Annotated in this window: 19 protein-coding genes; 10 read left to right on the top strand and 9 right to left on the bottom strand. The window is 69.1% G+C overall.

Annotation, left to right across the window (positions count from 1 at the left end):
• Nucleotides 1-45 precede the first annotated feature (45 nt).
• Nucleotides 46-672: a lysophospholipid acyltransferase family protein gene (locus tag AB0H42_RS17815; protein ID WP_357056905.1), complete on the top strand. Its 627-nt coding sequence runs from the start codon at nt 46-48 to the stop codon at nt 670-672.
• Nucleotides 673-807: 135 nt separating this feature from the next.
• Here AB0H42_RS17815 and AB0H42_RS17810 read toward each other — a convergent pair whose 3' ends face one another.
• Nucleotides 808-2,976: an elongation factor G-like protein EF-G2 gene (locus tag AB0H42_RS17810; RefSeq protein WP_357056902.1), complete on the bottom strand. Its 2,169-nt coding sequence runs from the start codon at nt 2,974-2,976 to the stop codon at nt 808-810.
• Between the two features lie 255 nt (nt 2,977-3,231).
• On the opposite strand from AB0H42_RS17810, the gene AB0H42_RS17805 reads away from it, so the two are divergent.
• A complete protein-coding gene (locus tag AB0H42_RS17805) occupies nt 3,232-3,747 on the top strand; it encodes an MmpS family transport accessory protein (protein ID WP_357056899.1) in 516 nt (171 codons plus the stop codon).
• A 141-nt stretch (nt 3,748-3,888) separates the two neighbouring features.
• Here AB0H42_RS17805 and AB0H42_RS17800 read toward each other — a convergent pair whose 3' ends face one another.
• Nucleotides 3,889-5,019, bottom strand: a complete 1,131-nt coding sequence (locus tag AB0H42_RS17800; protein WP_357056896.1) for an NERD domain-containing protein — start codon at nt 5,017-5,019, stop codon at nt 3,889-3,891.
• 198 nt (nt 5,020-5,217) lie between these two features.
• Between AB0H42_RS17800 and AB0H42_RS17795 the strand changes: the two genes are divergently transcribed.
• Together AB0H42_RS17795 and AB0H42_RS17790 are read left to right on the top strand one after the other, a co-directional pair.
• A complete protein-coding gene (locus AB0H42_RS17795) occupies nt 5,218-5,709 on the top strand; it encodes a hypothetical protein (protein WP_357056894.1) in 492 nt (163 codons plus the stop codon).
• An 86-nt stretch (nt 5,710-5,795) separates the two neighbouring features.
• Entirely contained in the window at nt 5,796-6,257 is a 462-nt protein-coding gene (locus AB0H42_RS17790) for a hypothetical protein (RefSeq protein ID WP_357056891.1), read from the top strand.
• Here the strand turns inward: AB0H42_RS17790 and zapE are convergent.
• Together zapE and AB0H42_RS17780 are read right to left on the bottom strand one after the other, a co-directional pair.
• Nucleotides 6,251-7,330, bottom strand: coding sequence for a cell division protein ZapE (gene zapE, locus AB0H42_RS17785; protein WP_357056889.1), 1,080 nt, complete (start codon nt 7,328-7,330; stop codon nt 6,251-6,253). The genes AB0H42_RS17790 and zapE overlap by 7 nt on opposite strands.
• A gap of 102 nt (nt 7,331-7,432) precedes the next feature.
• Complete coding sequence (locus AB0H42_RS17780) at nt 7,433-8,899, bottom strand: NAD(P)/FAD-dependent oxidoreductase (protein ID WP_357056886.1); 1,467 nt, start codon at nt 8,897-8,899, stop codon at nt 7,433-7,435.
• Nucleotides 8,900-9,147: 248 nt separating this feature from the next.
• Here AB0H42_RS17780 and AB0H42_RS17775 point away from each other — a divergent pair, with 248 nt between their 5' ends.
• The 4 genes from AB0H42_RS17775 (at nt 9,148) to AB0H42_RS17760 (ending at nt 11,745) form a co-directional block, all read left to right on the top strand.
• Nucleotides 9,148-9,636, top strand: a complete 489-nt coding sequence (locus AB0H42_RS17775) for an FBP domain-containing protein (protein WP_357056883.1) — start codon at nt 9,148-9,150, stop codon at nt 9,634-9,636.
• A 350-nt stretch (nt 9,637-9,986) separates the two neighbouring features.
• Nucleotides 9,987-10,811, top strand: coding sequence for an aminoglycoside adenylyltransferase domain-containing protein (locus tag AB0H42_RS17770; protein ID WP_357056880.1), 825 nt, complete (start codon nt 9,987-9,989; stop codon nt 10,809-10,811).
• A gap of 48 nt (nt 10,812-10,859) precedes the next feature.
• Entirely contained in the window at nt 10,860-11,198 is a 339-nt protein-coding gene (locus tag AB0H42_RS17765) for a metalloregulator ArsR/SmtB family transcription factor (protein ID WP_357056878.1), read from the top strand.
• 1 nt (nt 11,199) lies between these two features.
• Nucleotides 11,200-11,745: an SRPBCC domain-containing protein gene (locus AB0H42_RS17760; protein WP_357056875.1), complete on the top strand. Its 546-nt coding sequence runs from the start codon at nt 11,200-11,202 to the stop codon at nt 11,743-11,745.
• A gap of 36 nt (nt 11,746-11,781) precedes the next feature.
• Here AB0H42_RS17760 and AB0H42_RS17755 read toward each other — a convergent pair whose 3' ends face one another.
• Entirely contained in the window at nt 11,782-12,777 is a 996-nt protein-coding gene (locus AB0H42_RS17755; protein ID WP_357056872.1) for a zinc-binding dehydrogenase, read from the bottom strand.
• Between the two features lie 180 nt (nt 12,778-12,957).
• On the opposite strand from AB0H42_RS17755, the gene AB0H42_RS17750 reads away from it, so the two are divergent.
• Nucleotides 12,958-14,004 carry an NAD-dependent epimerase/dehydratase family protein gene (locus AB0H42_RS17750; protein WP_357056869.1) on the top strand — a complete coding sequence of 349 codons (1,047 nt, stop codon included), beginning with the start codon at nt 12,958-12,960 and terminating at the stop codon, nt 14,002-14,004.
• Here AB0H42_RS17750 and AB0H42_RS17745 read toward each other — a convergent pair.
• Complete coding sequence (locus AB0H42_RS17745) at nt 13,991-14,191, bottom strand: hypothetical protein (protein WP_357056866.1); 201 nt, start codon at nt 14,189-14,191, stop codon at nt 13,991-13,993. The two genes, AB0H42_RS17750 and AB0H42_RS17745, sit on opposite strands and share 14 nt — an antisense overlap.
• A gap of 335 nt (nt 14,192-14,526) precedes the next feature.
• Between AB0H42_RS17745 and AB0H42_RS17740 the strand changes: the two genes are divergently transcribed.
• A complete protein-coding gene (locus AB0H42_RS17740) occupies nt 14,527-14,676 on the top strand; it encodes an IPT/TIG domain-containing protein (protein ID WP_357057010.1) in 150 nt (49 codons plus the stop codon).
• A gap of 408 nt (nt 14,677-15,084) precedes the next feature.
• Here the strand turns inward: AB0H42_RS17740 and AB0H42_RS17735 are convergent, their stop codons facing one another.
• The 3 genes from AB0H42_RS17735 to AB0H42_RS17725 form a co-directional block, all read right to left on the bottom strand.
• Nucleotides 15,085-15,273 (bottom strand): hypothetical protein, encoded by a 189-nt coding sequence (locus AB0H42_RS17735; RefSeq protein WP_357056863.1) that lies wholly within the window; start codon nt 15,271-15,273, stop codon nt 15,085-15,087.
• Nucleotides 15,270-16,505, bottom strand: coding sequence for a methyltransferase domain-containing protein (locus tag AB0H42_RS17730; protein WP_357056860.1), 1,236 nt, complete (start codon nt 16,503-16,505; stop codon nt 15,270-15,272). The genes AB0H42_RS17735 and AB0H42_RS17730 overlap by 4 nt, the downstream gene beginning before the upstream one ends.
• A 154-nt stretch (nt 16,506-16,659) precedes the next feature.
• Nucleotides 16,660-17,565 carry a pentapeptide repeat-containing protein gene (locus AB0H42_RS17725; RefSeq protein ID WP_357056857.1) on the bottom strand — a complete coding sequence of 302 codons (906 nt, stop codon included), beginning with the start codon at nt 17,563-17,565 and terminating at the stop codon, nt 16,660-16,662.
• Nucleotides 17,566-17,693: the final 128 nt, after the last annotated feature.

The raw sequence follows: 17,693 nt of genomic DNA, 5'->3' as shown, positions 1-17,693 counted from the left end.
GAGAAGAGAGCCGGGCGGCCCAGGGGTCTCGGTAAACGGGCGTGGGTGACCACGAAACTGGTCCGGCGGGTCCTGCGGGCACTGGCGTGGTCGAAGTTTGTCCACGTCACCGTGATCGGGCGGGAATTGGTACCCCGCACCGGTCCGGTGATCGTGGCGAGTAACCACATCTCCATGCTGGACGCGGTGTTCCTGTGGGGCGCGCTGCGCCGGCGGGCGGTGGCCATCGCCATGGCCGAACTGTGGTCGTGGCCGGTCGTCGGTTGGCTGGTGCGGAGACTCGGGCAGATCCCGGTGGTGCGCCGCGACAGCGTGTCCGGACAGTCCGCGCTGGCCCAGGGCGAGCAGATCCTGCGCCACGGGGGAGTCCTCCTCATCTACCCGGAGGGTCGGCTGGTGGGGCCGGGCGAGATGGAACCGTACAAGCCGGGAGTGGCGAAACTGGCTCTGGCGACCGGAGTTCCGGTCGTGCCGGTGGGCACCGTCGGTACGAATGAGGTCATGCCGATGCGGCGACTGCGCGGCGACCGTCCGGCCTTCGACCGGCACCGCCGGGTGACCGTCCGTTTCGGAAACCCGCTCGACCCCGCGGGATTCACGGACCCGGAGCAGTTCCTCGAACAGCTGCGGCAGCGGATCGAGGAGTTGCGCGCTACACCGGAGTCGGCGTAGCCCTTGGTTGCCGCGTTGCCGCGTTGCCGCGTTGCCGCGTTGCCGCGAGAGGCGAGGGCAGAACGGTGGCGGTGCCCGGTCGGGCGGACGGTCCGGGATGCGACAGGGCCCGACCGGCCGGGGCACCGGCCCGCGTCAGGCGCGGGCCGCGGGCGACCGGTCGCGGACCTTCTCCGCCAGCTGGGCGGGCATCGGGTCGTGCCGCAGATATTCGCGGGTGAACTGGGCGACACCGTGGGTGAGCGAGCGCAGTTCGGTGGCGTAGCGGACGAGTTCGGATTCCGGTACCTTGGCGCGGATCAGTGTGCGTCCGGGATCGGCCGGCTCGGTGCCCAGTATCCGGGCGCGGCGCACCGACAGATCGGTCAGGGCCGCGCCCAAGTGCTCGTCGGGAACCCGGACCTCCACCAGCGCGATGGGTTCGAGCAGCGCCATCCGGCTGCCCGCCGCCGCGTCGCGCAGGGCCAGGGCTCCGGCGGTCTGGAAGGCGGCGTCGGACGAGTCGACCGAATGCGCTTTACCGTCGAGCAGGGTGACCCGCACATCGACCAGCGGATTATCGCTGCTCACCCCGCGTTCGGCCTGGGCACGCACGCCCTTCTCCACCGAGGTGATGAACTGCCGCGGCACCGCGCCGCCGATCACCTTGTCCACGAACTCGATTCCGGATCCCTCGGTGAGCGGTTCCACCCGGATCTCACAGACCGCGTACTGGCCGTGCCCGCCGGACTGTTTCACATGCCGCCCACGCCCGCCTGCTTTCTCCGCGAATGTTTCGCGCAGCGGGACGCGGGTCTCCTCCACATCGACCTCGACGCCGAATCGGCTGCGCAACCGTTCCAGTGCGACATCGCGTTGTGCTTCCCCCAGCGACCACAGCACCAGCTGATGCGTTCGTTCGTTGTTCTCCACCCGCAGGGCGGGATCTTCGGCGACCAGCCGCGCCAGCCCCTGCGGGAGCTTGTCCTCGTCCGTCTTACCGTGCGCGCGGATGGCCGTGGGCAGGAGTGGTTCCGGCATCGGCCAGGGATCGATGAGCAGCGGGTCGCCGGTAGCGGAGAGAGTGTCGCCGGTCCGGGCGTGGCCGAGTTTGGTCACGTAGGCGATATCACCGGCCACCGCCTCGCTCATCGGCCGCTGTTCCCGGCCGAACGGGGCAGTGAGCCCGCCGATCCGTTCGTCGTCGCCGTGCTCGGCGCCCGCGCCGTGCCCGCAGATGTGGACGGTGTCGTCGGCGCGCAGCGTGCCGGAGAAAACGCGGACCAGCGAGACCCGGCCGACGTACGGGTCCGACGAGGTCCGGACCACCTCGGCGGCCAGATCGGCCGCGGGATCACAGCGCAGGGTGATCGCTGTGGACCCGTCGGCGAGCCGCCGGGCCGGTACCGCGTGCTCGGCCGGGCCGGGAAATCCCGCGGTGATCAGGTCGAGCAGTTCGAGGGTGCCCAGGCCGTGCCGCCGGTCGGCGGCGGCCGGCGCCGCGAACAGAACCGGATGGAAGCTACCCCGTGCCACCGCGCGCTCCAGGTCCGTGACCAGGGTGGCGAGCTCGATCGGCTCCCCGCCCACATAGCGGTCCATGAGGGTCTCGTCCTCGCTCTCGGCGATGATGCCCTCGATGAGCCGCTCCCGGGCCTGGTCGGCAAGGGACCGATCGGCGGGCGCCGGATCGATCCAGGTCCGCTCGCCACCCGAGTAGTCGGCCACCCGCTGTTCGAGAAGTTCCATCAGGCCGGTGGCCGGGCGGTGCCCGTCCGCGCCCGCCGGTCCGTACACGGGCAGATGGAGTGCCAGCACGTTCTCCGCCGACGCGCCGCCGAGCAGCGCCTGGCAGGTGCGGCGCAGCTCCTCGAAGTCCGCGCGCGCGGTGTCCAGATGGGTCAGCACGATCGCCCGCGGCATGCCGACGCTCGCGCATTCCTCCCACAGGGCCCGGGTCGCCCCGCCGACGCCTTCTACGCCGTCGGCCGCCGACACCACGAACAGTGCGGCGTCGGCCGCCCGCAGTCCGGCGCGCAGTTCGCCGACGAAATCCGCGTAGCCCGGCGTGTCGAGGAGGTTGATCTTCACTCCGTGCCACCGGACCGGCACCACAGACAACTGCACGGACCGGTGTTTTCGCTGCTCGATCTCGTCGTAGTCCGACAGCGAGGTCCCGTCCTCGACCCGGCCCGCCCGGTTCACCGCGCCGGTGGCCAGCGCCAGCGCCTCCACCAGAGTGGTCTTACCCGATCCGCTACTTCCGACGAGTACCACGTTCCGGATGTTCTCCGGGCTCGTCACCCCGTTCGCTCTGACACCCATGACTCACCGTCCTCGGCAATCGGCATGCGGTCATCTATGAGCTTCCCACCGGTGCTGCCCGCGGTCCACGGTCTCTTCCGCCGGACCCTCCCGCGTTGCCCGCCGAGGGGTGGACGGCAAGGGCTGCGGGAGCGGGCCCTAGGAGCCGCGGAATGGGATTTTGAGCAGCATAAATAGCTATGTAACATCAATTTGTACGAATGTGATCCACCTCCTAGTGGTGCGCCGGCCGTCCCCCGACCCGAGGAGTTCACATTGCTCGAACCGCCCGGCGAGCATCGGCGCCGCTCCGGAAAATCCCCGGCCCCCGCGTACCGGCAGGACCCAGATGCCGGCCCCTCACCCGCCGGCCGCCGGTCCCGGCGCGGGCGGGCCCGCTGGCCGTGGGCCGCCGCGGGGCTCGTCCTGATGGTCCTCTGTCTGGTCGGAGGGTGTGTCGCGGTGGTGGCGGGGATCGCGAACGAGGGCGGCGAGGACGCCGACCGCGAGGTCGCGGTGAGCTACGAGGTCGAGGGCACGGCCGGCGAGGTCTCGATCACCTACCTCGATCACGACCTCGGCATGGCCCGGGAAACGGCGGCCGGACTGCCGTGGCGGCGGGATGTGCTCATCGAAAGTTTCGGCACGATGGTCTCGCTGATCGCGGTCAACGACGGCGACGGCGGGGAAGTGACCTGCCGGATCCTGATCGGCGGCCGGCTCGTCTCCGAACAGACCTCCACCGGTCCGTACGCGTCGGCGGGGTGTTCGGGGGCCGCGGGCGGGGAGTAGACCGCGGGTCTCCGGTGCCGCACGGCCGGTCATCGCGTTCGGACCGTCAGGACCCGATCTCGGAAGCCTGCGTGACAGTGCTTCTGTCGACGGACGGCGGATCGGCTACAGACCGACCGGGGTCCGCGGCGGTTCGACAGGTCAGCAGCGCGGCTGGAACGGGTAGCAGACCGGCGTCGCCGGCGGTGCGGGGCGCGGCGGCGGTTGCGGGACCCCCGCCGCGGGCTGCGGCGGGGCGGCGGGCACCTCCGCGACGGAGCTGGTCTGTTGCTGATTCCCGGTCTCCCGGGGTGCGGGAGCGTCGCCCCCGCCGCGGGCCCCCAGCCACAACCCGCCACCGAGAACGGCGATCACCGCGAATGCCGCCGCGGTCTGCCAGTGCGCCCGGCGCCGATCGGTGGATTCCGGCTCCGGGAGCGGTTCGGTCGCCGGCCGGGGCTGCGGTTGCGGCTCGAGTGGCGGCAGTGGTGGGGCAGGTGATTCCGGCGGGCGCGCGGGGTCGGCCGGGGCCGCTGCGGACGGGCTGTCTGCCTCGACCGCGGGCGGCGGAACCGCTTCGCGGGCCGGCGCGGACAGCGGCGGTGCGACGGCGCGGGGAGAGGCCGGTACCGGATCCGGTGCGGAAGGCGGCAGCGGTTCGATCGCGGGAAGGGCCGAATCCAGCGGGAAACCCTCCTCGGCCAGTTCGGCGATGGTGGTGCGGTCGCCGTATTCGAGCGCTTCGATCACCGCGTAGGCCTGTTCCGCGGTCCAGACGACGGCGCTGCGGTGATGGGCGCGATGGAACCAGGCGCGCAGCGGATTCTGGGTATTGCACAGCAGCACATCGCAACCCGGCGGCGGTGCCGACTTCTTCTCCAGCCGCATGGTCGATCCGCGCGGCGGGAGCACCACCACGAGACCGGTGACGAACGCGCTCCCGCCCACCTGCCCGGCGGCGGCCTTCAGTTTGAACACCCCGTCGCGAACCTGGTCGTAGGGGGTGGTGTCGTTGTCCCGCACGCTGACCGGGTCGCCCGCGGAGCCCGGAACCCGCCAGCGGCTGTTGGTGGTGCACTGCAGGACGCTGCCGGTGACCTCGGGGTCGATACCTTTGACCTCTCCGACCACGGTCGTGTACGGGGTGATGATGACCAGGTCCACCTCCTGTCCGGAGATGAAGCAGTTCGTGATCGCGACTCCGGGAACCCGGTAGTCCCCCTCCCATTTCCGGAGCCAGCCGACAACCCGTCTCTCCGCGCCCGATCTGAGCTTGTCGGTAATGACGAGCATCCCGAATCCCCCTCCCTGTCGCCGGTGATGTGGACACGATATCGGTAGTCGCACCGCCGGCCGCGAAACCCTTTGCCACAGAGAGTCTTCATCCCCGGCGCGCCCGTACGGCCGGGCCTCCTACCTGCATCATCGGCGCAGGCTATTGCGGAGGCGGCCCGACGTACGGTAATCGACTTCTGGGAGCGCCGACGGGTAGTGGCACCGATTCGGCCGTCCGTCGTCGCGGCGTTCGCCGCGCTGCACCCCAGCCGACACAAGGCCGCACGGAGGACCGTCCGGGCCGGAACCGTCGACGAGCCGGGAGTCCGTGATCTGATCGGGGAGGCCCATATGCTCGAGGTCGTCGGCACCGAACTCCAGCGGCGGCTCGGCGCCGGTATGGCGTCCGGCCGTATCTCCGACCAGTCGGCCGCGATCGGCCGGTTGTTCCGCGGTATCGCCGAATCACGCCGAGCCACCATCGAATACGAGATCGCCACCGCGGGCGGTGCGATCTGGACCGACGAGTTCGGCGATATCGGCGATGTGTTCCTGATGCGGCAGGTGAGCTGTATCGGCGGCGGCACCACCGAGATGGCCCGCAATGTGATCAGCGAACGCGTACTCGGGATGCCTCGCGAGGCGCGGTCGGACCACGATGTCCCGTTCCGGGGCATCCCGCGTGGCGGCCGGCGCACCCGTTCGTGACGGGCCGCCGGCCGGCTTCGTCGCCCGGACCGGAATGACCGAAGGTGTGATCTGCGGGTGGTAGGCGGGCACCTTAGGCTCGACCCATGGGACTCGATGTGTACGCGGTCCGGCCCAGCCAGGACCGGGTGATCGACAACGCGGCCTTCCGCCGGTTACAGGAGATGCCCCCGGCGGAACGCGGCGAGTTCGGCTGGCTTCGCCCGGCGGAACTCGAACCCTTCCGCGAGCTGCCGCGCGAGTTCGCGACCGGTGGACTGTTCTGGCCTTCCGACGGTGACCCGACCGGTTTCCGGGGGCAGGTGTACGACGAGTGGGTGTCCGACGAATTCGGACTCGGCCTGTACGAGCTGTTCGACCCCGAGGAGGTGCGGGGCCTGCTGAAACGGCTCGACGAATGGCTCGTCCGGGCGGAGAGCGGCGTGGTGCCGGTGCCGCTGTTCGGCCACGACGGCGATGACGGGTACGCGCTGACCCGGGTACGGTCGCTGGCCGCGTTCCTGCGGGCGGCCGCGGCGCAGGACCTCTGGCTCTTCCCCGACTACTGATCGGCCACGGCGACCGGTGCGCCGCCGATCTCCGGTAGTAGCGCCAGGCGGCTGGCCGTGCGCTGGATATCGGGCGGCAGGTGATCACCGGTCAGGCATTCGGTGAGTGGCGCGGCGGCGACGAGATGCAGGCGGCGGTCCCGGTCGCACAGCACGTCCACCAGGTTGGCGAAACGGTGCGCGGCGTCGCGGCCGGCGGTGGCCAGCGGGGGCAGACCCGACAGCGTCCAGTCCCGGAACCGGTCGGCCAGGCCGAGGTAGTCGATGGTCGAGTACGGACCGTCGCAGAGATCGGTGAAATCGAACCAGACCGCGTCGCCGCGCACCGCCCGGGCGGTCACCGCGCGCGCACCGATCCGGACGCGCTGCCGTTCGGCCGGGGCCGGCGGCACCAGGCCGGCTCGCGCCAGCTGGGCGTCGGCACCGGGCCAGAGGTAGCCGCCGCGTGCGAACTCGGCGGCGGATGTTCCCGGCCGGCGAGCCCGCCGGTAGTCGCGGGGACCCGCGACCTCGACGATATCCAGTGCACTGTGCAGGGTCGCGGCCAGCGGTTCGATCAGATGATGGAACAGCGGGTTCGGCAGCAGACCGGTGGGCGGATAGTTCGAAGTGGCGACCAGGGTGATCCGCTGGGCGAGCAGCGATCGCACGACTCGGGCCATGATGGTGGCGTCGCCGGGATCATGGACATGGAATTCGTCGAAACAAACCAGCCGGGAGCCGCCGAGTAGTTCGCGGACCGCGCGGTCACCGGCGTGTTTCTCGTGGCGGTGGGCGGCGTAGCGGGTGTGGAATTCGCGGAAGAACTCGTGGAAGTGCATGCGCCGTTTTCCGGTGATGGGCACCGCCGAGTAGAAGGTATCGGTCAGCCAGCTCTTACCGCGCCCCACCGGTCCCCAGACGTATACGCCGTGCGGTGTCGAGCCGAAGAGCCCACGGCGGCGCGACAACTCGTCGCCGAGCTGTACCAGCCGGGCGGCGGCCGCATTCTGCGACGCGTCCAGTTCGAATCCGGCCGTGCGGGCGGCCGCCTCGAACACGTCCGGAATCCAGCCGCGTGGTGTTCCGGCCACCTTCGCCACCTCCTCGGTCCCGGAGGTCAGCCTGGCAGGGCGACGTCACCGAGCCCAGAGATCAGGAGCACATGTGAGGATGATCGCCCGACGGACCGGGCGTCATGCCGCGGGTGTCAGCGTGTAATCCCGTGGGTCGAGTTTGCGCACGCGGCGGCGGTACCGGGTGACCGTACCCGGCCAGTTGTTGGTGATCTTGCCGGCCGCGTTGCGGTACCAGCTCGTGCAGAAGTTCCACGGCGTGCGTTCGAGGCGTTTCTGCAGGGCGTCGTTGAAAGCGCGCTCGGTATCGGCGCGGACCTCGAGGACATGGCCGGGGGTGCCGGCGAGGAGCTCGACCGCCTGCCGGATATAGCGGGACTGCGATTCGATCATGTAGATGATCGACCCGACGCCCAGATTCGTATTGGGTCCGTACACCATGAACAGGTTCGGGAATTCGGGCACCGTGATCCCGTAGTAGGCGTGCGCGCCCGCGGACCACACCTCGGCCAGTTCGCGCCCGTCGCGGCCGGTGATACGCATCGGCCACAGGAACTCGGTGCCCTTGAACCCGGTGCCGTAGATGATCACATCGACTTCGTGCAGGGTGCCGTCGGCGGTCCGCACACCCTGCGGGGTGATCTCGGTGATATCCGAGGTGGTCACTTCCACATTGGGCCGGGTGAGCGCCGGATAGTAGTCGCTGGAGAACAGGACGCGTTTACAGGCGATCGGATAGTCGGGGGTGAGTACGGCCCGCAGCTCGGGATCGTCCACGTTCTCCGTCAGGTTCCGGGCGGCGATCCGTGAGACGAGACGGCTGATGATCGGCAGTTCCACCAGACCCAGCGAGGAGATCTCGGCGGTGAGCCACCAGCCGAGCCGCTCCACCAGCAGCATGCCGGGGATCTTGGCGAAGAGCTTGTGCTGGACCGGGGAGTAGTCGGTATCGAACTTGGGCAGCACCCAGGCGGCGGTGCGCTGGAACAGGGTCAGCTGCTCGACCACGGGCTGGATCTGTGGAACGTACTGGATGGCGCTCGCACCGGTGCCGATACAGGCCACCCGTTTCCCGGTGAGGTCGACCGCGTGATCCCACAGGGCCGAATGGAAGGCCGGGCCTAGGAAACTGCCGACGCCCGGGATGGCCGGCAGTTGCGGGCGCGACAGCTGGCCGACGGCGGAGATCAGCACCTGCGCGGTCCGCCGGCCGCCGTCGGCGGTGTGCACCGTCCAGCTCCCGGCCTGCTCGTCGAACACCGCGTCGGTGACCGCGACGCCGAACTCGATCCGCTCCAGCAGGCCGTGCCGGCGGGTCACACTGCGCAGATAGTCGTGGATGGCGGCCTGACCGGAGTACCGCTGTGGCCAATCGGGCTTCTGCTCGAAGGAGTAGGAGTACAGCGGAGACGGCACATCGCAGGCCGCGCCGGGGTAGGTGTTCTCCCGCCACACGCCGCCGAGGTCCTCGGCCTTTTCGAGGATGGTGATGTCGTCGAATCCGTGCCGGCGCAACTCGATCGCCACGCCGATACCACCGAATCCGGCGCCGATGATCAGGATCGACACCGGGCGTCGCGCACTCAAACCAACTCCTGTCGCCGCTGTGGTCTTCCCACTGTAGGACGGTGCCCGGGGTCCGGATCGGCACTTTCGGCCGAACGTTTCCGGGCCGACACCGTGCCGCCCGTGGCCGCGTGGAGCAGGCGGCGCGCGGCGCCCGGCTCCGCGCGGGCCCGCATCGGTCACCATCGGAAAACCGATTGCCCGCCGGCCGTGTGGTCGATAAATTGTCGCGGTTTGTCCATCCCGACTGTCGAAGGAGATGCAGTGTCATGGAACCCCTGACCGAACGCGAGATCAGAGCGTCGTTCGTCAATTGCTCGAAGGGCGAGGCCAAACGTCTGTCCATACCCACCGACCTGGCCGACCGAGCCTGGGACGACCTGGACTTCCTGGGGTGGCCCGATCCCGGAGCCGCCGGGCGCGCCTATCTCGTGATCCCCGAGGAGCACGGGCCGGCCGGTATCGCACTGCGGTACGAGACCGGCGGACCACGGCGTTCGCAGATGTGCACGATCTGCTCCACCACGCATGCCAACGGTGGTGTGGTGTTGATGACGGCACGGAAGGCGGGCGAGGCCGGTCGGCGCGGCAACTCGACCGGGACATATATGTGTGACGATCTGGCGTGTTCGCTGTACGCCCGCCGGAAGAAAACGCCCGCGATGGGCCGTGCCTATCGCGACGATTTCGATCCCGAATTCCGGATCGCGCAGATCCGGGAGAACATCACCGCGTTCCTGACCCGGGTCCGCGGCTGATCATCGCGGTGATACCGCTCGACGAGAAAGAGGTAGTGGCTGTGCGCCGATACTCGAGACCCGGCCCGGGGAGTGTTCCGGATCCCGCACCACGACGATGGAATCCGGAGCCTCCCGCATCCTCCCCGGCCGAGGCGGCCCGGCCGTGCCGGACCGCGCCGGTCGGGGAGGATGCGACCCGGGACATCAGCCCGGGTCGATGGTTTCGTGCCGGTCGCCGAGGCCACCGAGCACGCTCGAGCCGGCCCGGGGACGGGCACCGGCCGCGGGCGGTGACGGTCTAGCCTGGGCGATATGACCGATCGACGCCGAGGAGTGTTGCGCGTGACCGGACGCTTCCCTCGCGACCTGTGACCGGCCCCGGCGCGGCGGTGCCTTCCCGGCCGATACCGGTCGAGGTCGGGCCTTATCTGGCCGAACTGGTCCGGCGGACCCACGCCATCTACGGCGATCGGCTTCTCAGCGTGTTCGCGGTGGGGTCCCTGGCCCTCGGGGATTACCGGCACGGTCGCAGCGATATCGATATCACGGTGGTCGTGGCGCCCGGCGGGCCCGAGCGGTTGGTCCACGACCTCGCCGACGCACTGGCCCACCCGGCGTTCGATTGCCCAGCCGCCGGACTGGAGCTGGTGGTCTACGACGCGGATTTCGCCGCGTCGGGGTCGCCGGAACCCGGCTATCTGCTGAACCTGAATACCGGCCCGCTGCTGCCCGCCGTCGCGGAATTCGATTCCGCGGGGGCACCGGCGTTCTGGTATGTGATCGATCGCGCGGTCGCCCACCAGAGTGGGCTGCCGCTGTTCGGACGGCCGGTGCACGAGGTTCTCGCCGCACCGCGCCGGCTCGACCTGCTCGCCGCGGTGGCGGCGTCCGTCGGCGAGCACGCGTCCGGTGCCGGGCACCTCGCCGACAATCGGGTGCTCAACGGCTGCCGGGCCGTGTACTTCTGCCGCACCGGCCGCTGGGTGGCCAAACGGGAAGCCGGTCGGGCCATCGCGGCGGCCGGGGACGGGTTCGGTGCGTTGGTGGGCGAGGCGCTGCGCAGTTTCGAGCGGCCGCGGGCGCGGGCGGCAGAGCTGCCCGCGGCACAGGTCGGCGAATTCTCGGCTCGGGTGGGCCGGATGGTGGCCGCGACCCTACGACGCGAGGCCGCCGAGAGGTCCGTGGAACACTGAGTCCAATATGCCTTGACAGGAATATTCCTCTAGGGAAATATTGTCCGGGTGGTACGCGATGTCTTCGAGGTACTGGCCGACCCCACCCGGCGGCGGATTCTCGATCTGCTGCGCGACGGTGAGCGCACCGTCGGTGAGTTGGTGGGTGCGCTCGGCACGGCCCAGCCCAATGTGTCGAAACATCTGCGCATGCTCGATGCGGCGGCACTGGTGCGCGTCCGGGTGGACGGTCCGCGCCGGCACTACGGTCTCGCGCCCGCCCGGCTGCGGGAAATCGATCTGTGGCTGGCGCCGTTCCGCGAGATCTGGGCCGATCGCCTCGACGAATTCGAGCGGTATCTGGACACGGTGCCCGACGACGAAGGACCCCACGAACCCAAGGAGTGACATGACCGACGTGACCCGGCGTCTCGGTGAAGTCCTACGCGACGGCGATCGCGTGGGCACTCGCTACGAACGCATCCTGGCGCATTCACCGGAGAAGGTCTGGCGGGCGCTCACCGAGTCCGAACATCTGCGGCACTGGTTCCCCGCGGACATCATCGGTGAGCGCCGTCCGGGCGCCGAGGTGCGGTTCCGTTTCTGGCCGGAAGCGGTGGAGCGGGCGAGCGAAGAACTGACCGAAGTGGGAGTCGCACCGGAGGACCCGGTACTGCCGGGTCGCATCTTGACCTGGGAGCCGCCGCGTCTCTTCGAATTCCGCTGGGATGACGAGCATCTGCTGTTCGAGATCGTGCCCGACGGTGCCGGTTCCCGGCTGTTGTGCACGGTCTGGTTCGGTACCCCGGGGCCGCACGGGATTTCGGGGACTGCCGCCGGATACCACGTCTGCCTGGACGCGCTGGTGGATTCGCTCGATGCCGGCTCGGGTGGCGAGCCGGACCGGGCGCTGATCCTCGCGCTCGAACGCCGATACGCCGAGATCATCGGCTGAAACGGGAACGGTCGCGGAGTATTCGGCGGCGGGACGTCAGACCCGCAGCATGGTGCGGCCGCGCGCGGAACGGTTCTCGATGGCGGCGTGGGCCGCCGCGGCGTCGGCGAGCGGGAAGGTCTGTCCGATGACGACCTCGAGCTGCTCGGTGGCGAGCAGTTCCAGGATCCGGGTGGCGTAGCGGGCCCGGCTGTCGTTGCCGATGTTCAGGTCGTACAGGCTCAGCACCTCCACCCCTCGCTCGCGGGCGCTGTCGCTTCCCGCCGCGGCGAATTCACCGGCCGCGGCTCCGTATCCGATGAAGAGACCGCCACCGGCCACGATCCGCAGCGCGGCATCGCCCGGGCCGCCGCCCGCGCCGTCGAACACCACATCGGGTCCCCGGCCGCCGATCGCGGCCAGGGCTCGGTCCGTCCAGCCGATCTCGGAGTAATCGATCGCGGTCTCGGCCCCCAGTCGCCGGGTGAGCGCGAGTTTCGTTTCCCCGCGGGCGGCGGCGATCACCTGGGCTCCCGCCCGGTGGGCCAGCTGGGTGAGCAGGGTGCCGAGACCACCGGCCGCGGCCGTGATCAGCACCCGCTGCCCGGGCCGGATAGCGGCGCGTTCGAAGGCCGCGAGCGCGGTATGGCCGTCGTGGACCACCGCCGTCGCCCGGTCGATGCCCACACCGTCCGGTATCCGGTTCAGTTGCTCGGCACCGGCGAGCGCGTACTCGGCGTAGCCGCCGATGGGCAACCCGCCGCCGACGCCGCTGGCCACGGTCCGTGCGGTCACCCGGGTGCCGAGCAGCGCGGGGTCGACGCCCGATCCCACGGCCGTGACGACCCCGCCGACAGCGCCGCCGGGTACGTACGGTGGCTGTACGGCGAAGTAGTCGGTGCCCCATCCCGACCGCAACCGGGTATCGAGGAACATCACATCCGCCGCGGCGACGCGTATCAGGACCTGGCCGGCTTCCGGTTCCGGGACCGGAACCTCCCGTAGCTCGAGGACACCGGGTCCGCCGAATTCCTTTGCCTGTACTACCTGCACGATGTCACTCCTCGGGTTCGACAACCGGTGAACTCGACCAGTCTGGAACCTTCACATAGGTTCAGGTCAAGGCGGAGTCGCGGATCGGCGGAGCCGGGTGCGCGCGGCCGGGAACGACGAAACCGTGACATCCGCGTCGGGCTGCGCGGTCGGGCGCCCTCGGAGAGGCAGGATCGGGGTATGCGAGTACTGCTGACCGGCGCGGCCGGATTCATCGGTTCCCATATCCACGCCGCGTTGCGGGCCCGCGGCCACGACGTGGTGGCGGTCGATCTGATGCTGCCCGCGGCGCACGGCCCCGGGGCGCAGCCACCGGAGGGGGTGCGGCGGGTGGATGTCCGCGATGCCGCCGGGCTCGACGGTCTGCTACCCGGCGTCGACGTGGTGTGTCACCAGGCCGCCGTGGTGGGTGCCGGTGTCGATGCCCAGGACGCGCCCACCTATGCCGGGCACAACGATTACGGCACCGCGGTACTGCTGGCCGCGATGGACCGTGCCGGGTGCGGCCGGCTCGTTTTGGCTTCCTCGATGGTGGTGTACGGCGAGGGGCTCTACCGGGGGCCGGACGGAATCGTGGAAGTGGCGGCGCGCCGGCCCGAAGACCTCGCGGCCGGCCGGTTCGAACACCGGCGGCACGGTGCAGTACTCACCTGGGCTCCGGTTCCCGAGGACACACCGGCGCGGCCGAGGAGTTTGTACGCGGCGAGCAAGGTGGCGCAGGAGCACTACGCGACCGCCTGGGCCGCGGCCACCGGCGGTACGGTCACCGCACTGCGCTACCACAATGCCTACGGCCCCGGAATGCCCAGGGATACACCGTATTCCGGCGTCGCAGCCCTCTTCCGGTCGGCCCTGGCGGCGGGGCGTGCGCCGCAGGTGTTCGAGGACGGCCGGCAGCTGCGGGATTTCGTGCACGTCACCGATATCGCCGCGGCGAATGTGGCCGCCATCGAGGCCACGCTGCCCGGAGTCGAGCCGTTGAACATCTGTTCGGGACATCCGATCACCATCGGTGACGTCGCGCGGACCCTGGCCGCCGCCCACGGCGGGCCGGAACCCGTGATCACCGGTGCGGTGCGCTCGGGAGATGTGCGCCATATCGTCGCCGATCCCGCGCGCGCCCGGCAGGTACTCGGGTTCACCGCGCGTATCGACCCGGCCGCCGGGCTGGCGGAATTCGCCTCCGCCCCACTGCGGCCGGCCGCGGCGGGCGTCACCATCGGTTGACAACCTTGCCCGCGCCCGGGCGCAGCTGGATCAGCACCTGAGCGACCATCGCGAAGCGCTGACCCCCGATGAGTTCCCGAGGGCCGAGCTCGCCGAGAGCGCGGGACGCGAACCCGGACTTCGCCCAGCTGCTACCGGGGTTCTCGGCGGCCGCCGACCGGATCCGGGACGCGGCCGAACCGGTCATCTTGCCTGCCTGCTGCGACCTTGGGGACCGGCTGGGTGTGGGGTGAGTTGTCCCGACCCCGTCGCCGCGAATCACCAGGCCGAAACCGGACGCAAACGGACAAAAACGGACTGTGAATCGTTTGCCGAAGCGCCGTCGCCGGGAGCTTACTCGATATGTAGCGGTTGTTGGGAGAAAATCGGCATCCGTTGCACGGCAACTCTTTTCATTCTATTCGACTTGGAGTCGACCATGGCAGCTGTACTCACCTCCCTCACACCCTCTTCCGGCCCTGCGACGACTTTCAGCTCCGTGGTGATCACCGGCTCCGGGTTCAGTAATGTCGGCCGTTGACCGTGCGGTTCGGGACCAAGGCAACCACTTTCACCATCGATTCCGACACCCAGATCACCGCCATCTCCCCGACGGGGACAGGCATAGTGGACGTCACCGTCACCGTGGAGCTGGACGGCACCAGCAATGCACTGCCCTACACCTATGTCTGACGGCCCGATCGCGCTGCGGTCGCGGGTGTGGATTGCGGAGCATGCGGGAGGAAAGTCACGCTGAGTCGACGAGGCGCCAGAGGGTCAGGTCCAGGCCCACAGGTGTTCTTGTGCATGCCGTGCCTTTGCTGGTCCATACCCGCGAGGTCTTCCGGGCGCCGTGATCGGCTCGGCACGGCGTGCGGGGCTCTCCCCGAACAGCGCTGCCACCACAGCAGCACCGCGGTCGACGCGAACGGTAGGGCGACGAAAGCCACCGCGGTGACGGTCAGGTCCGGATCGTGCAACGCCATCCGGGTCCATGTTCCGCTGAAGAACTGGGCCGTCACCTGGAATGCCGTGTGGAGGCCTATACACGGAAACGGCCGAGAGAGTTGCTCGTCCGGGCTGTTGCGGTTCGGGAGGAGTCTACTTTCTGTTGAGCAGGCGTGCGATGAAGGCCTCGGGTTCGACGAATCCGATCATCATGGCGGTCGCGAACACCGGCGGCATATCGGTGAAACCCGGCCGGTCGGTCTCGACGTGGGGAACGGTGTGGCGGGCGGTGACGATCAAGGTCTCGCGATGCGTGAGGCCGACGGGTTGTGGTGTGGTCACAGGATTCCCAATCGCATGACGACAGGCCAGCTGACCTGCCGGGTTGTCGTCGGCTCGCCCCACAGTTCGGTCATATCGGCGGCGAAGGAGCGCAGGACCGCGGTATCGCCGGCGTGTTCGGCGCGAAGAACCGCCGACCAGGTCGAGACGTAACCCAGCATTTCGCTCAGAGTCCAGTTCTTCTCGATCCGCATGGGTGGGGCCGGGTATTCCGCGAACGGGAAGTCGATCTCGGCATACCCGGTGTCGACGAGGGCGCGTTCCGGCGGCCAGTACGGCCCGATCTCGCTGCGGTAGAAGTGGTCGAATCGTGGTGCGAGGTCGGGTTCCAAGCCCATCACGCCGTAGCTGATCAACGCGATCACCGCTTCCGGGGCCGCGATCCGGCGGACCTCGGCGTAGAAGGCAGGCCGGTCGAACCAGTGCGCGGCCTGGGCAGCGGTGATCAGCGACGCGCTCCGGTCCGGGACCGGTAGGCCTTCGGCCGGGGCCTGCAGGTAGCGGACCCGTTCGCGCCGCGGGGCGTTCGCGATCTGATCGGCACTGGGATCGACACCGATCGTGGCCTCGAAATAGGAGGCGAGCTGGATGGTCAGCTGGCCGCTGCCGCAGCCGACATCGACGGCGAGGTCGGTGTCCGGCGCCAGCGAGGCCAGGAACATCGGCAGCCGCGACGGATACTCGGGCCGGAACCGCGCATAGGCCTGACCGCCACGATCGAACCAGTTCACTGCGGCCGCCACGTCGCGTAGCGCGGTTCGCTCGCCGGCGCGACTCCTGGCCGCATGGATCCTGGCCGCGAAATCTTCGCCTTCCAACGCGGTGGCGGTATCGGCGAGGACCCGCCGGATCGGTAATCCAATCTCGCGCTCCAACCCGATCACCGCGGCGAACGTCGCCTCCCAGTGCGGCTTCAACTCCTCGACGAGTCCCCGGCCCGCGGTGGTGAGCCGTATGCCGCTCTTGCGTCCGTCCGGGAGTTGCTCGCGCACGACCAGGCCGTCGGCCACCATCTGCCCGACGGCTTGGCTGACCGCACCCTGGGTGACCTGGGCCAGGGAGGTGATCTCGGTGACGGTCTCGGCGCCCGCGTTCATCGCCCGGAGTACCGGCGTGTACCGCGGCCGGTACGACATCCCCAGCGACTCGTACACCTCCCCGGCACCCCGATCGACCAATTCGCCGACATACCGGAGTAGCTCACCCAGTCCGGGCGCAGGTCGCACAATCACATCCCCAATATACATTAGCTCTAATGTATTTCTGGAACGCCGGTGGGGCGCCCGGAACGGGACAATGATTCAGCGGTGGAGGTGTTGCAGAAGGATCGGTTGATGGCGTCGATCGGTCCACCGGCGAAAGCCTCAGTGGGCGCCGACATGTGTATCAGGAAGACGGTGGCGGGAGGAATCCTTCCGGCCACTGTGTGCTGTCGTCGTAGACAATTCCGGTGAGGTTCGCGCCGGTCAGGTCGGCGCCTTTGAGGTCCGCGCCGGTCAGGTCTGCGTAGCCGAGGTTCGCGCCGGTCAGGTTTGCGTAGCTGAGGCTCGCGCCGTTCAGGTTTGCGTAGGACAAGCTGGCAGTGCCGAGGTCCGCGCTACCAAGGTATGCATTGAAAAGGTTTGTACCGATGAAGCGCGCTGAGCCGAGATCCGCATAGCCGAAAGATGCGCCGACCAGGGTTGCGTCGAGGAAACCGGCGCCATAGAGATCCGCGTATCCGAAGTCCGCGCCGGTGAGGTCGGCGAATTCGAAGGTCGCGTCGCGGAGGTGTGCGCGGGTGAAGTCCGCATGATGAAGCGGCGCTGAGCGGTCACCAGGGAGCGCGAACGTCACGGCCGGAAGGCAGAGGTCGCGGAGGTTCGGCCGCTCGAGAAATTCGTCGTGCCCGGGGTCGCGTCGCGCGATAACGGTGAGTGCAGCCTGAACATCGACCGGTACGGAGTCCGGTGGTTCCGCCAGATCTTTGAAAACGGTCCGATCGATACCGGCCGTCGATGTGCACGCAGTTGCCTCTGCGTGGGTGTGCAGAAATGAGATGAGCAGCTCGAATACGGTGGGGTGGTCGGCAGGGGCATCTTTTGCGAGCCGTTCGAGCAGGTAGATCCCGGAGAGCCGGACATTGATCCGGTCGGCGGCCAGCTGCTCGGCAGCGAGCCGGAAACGGTCCGTTACCGCTGTTTGCTGGGACAGGGCGTGCTGCTCGTTGGTAGCACGCAGTGACTGGCCGGAAAACCAGAGCGCAGCGACCGCGGCAGTGGACGCGCCGATCGTTGCTACCGTCGTCGCCATAGCAGCCAGCCGGGGCCATCCCGGCCAGTGCAGAACCCTGCTCAACCAGGAAGCCGACTCCGGCTCGGGAGGCTGCGGTGATCCCGGTGTTCTCAGTGATCGGCCCGAGCCGGCAACGACACGACGAT

It is taken from the genome of Nocardia sp. NPDC050799, assembly GCF_040654015.1.
In the GTDB taxonomy this organism is placed as follows: Bacteria; Actinomycetota; Actinomycetes; order Mycobacteriales; family Mycobacteriaceae; genus Nocardia.
Note: the sequence above shows the minus strand (reverse complement) of the source record. Positions and strands in the feature narration are given on the sequence as shown.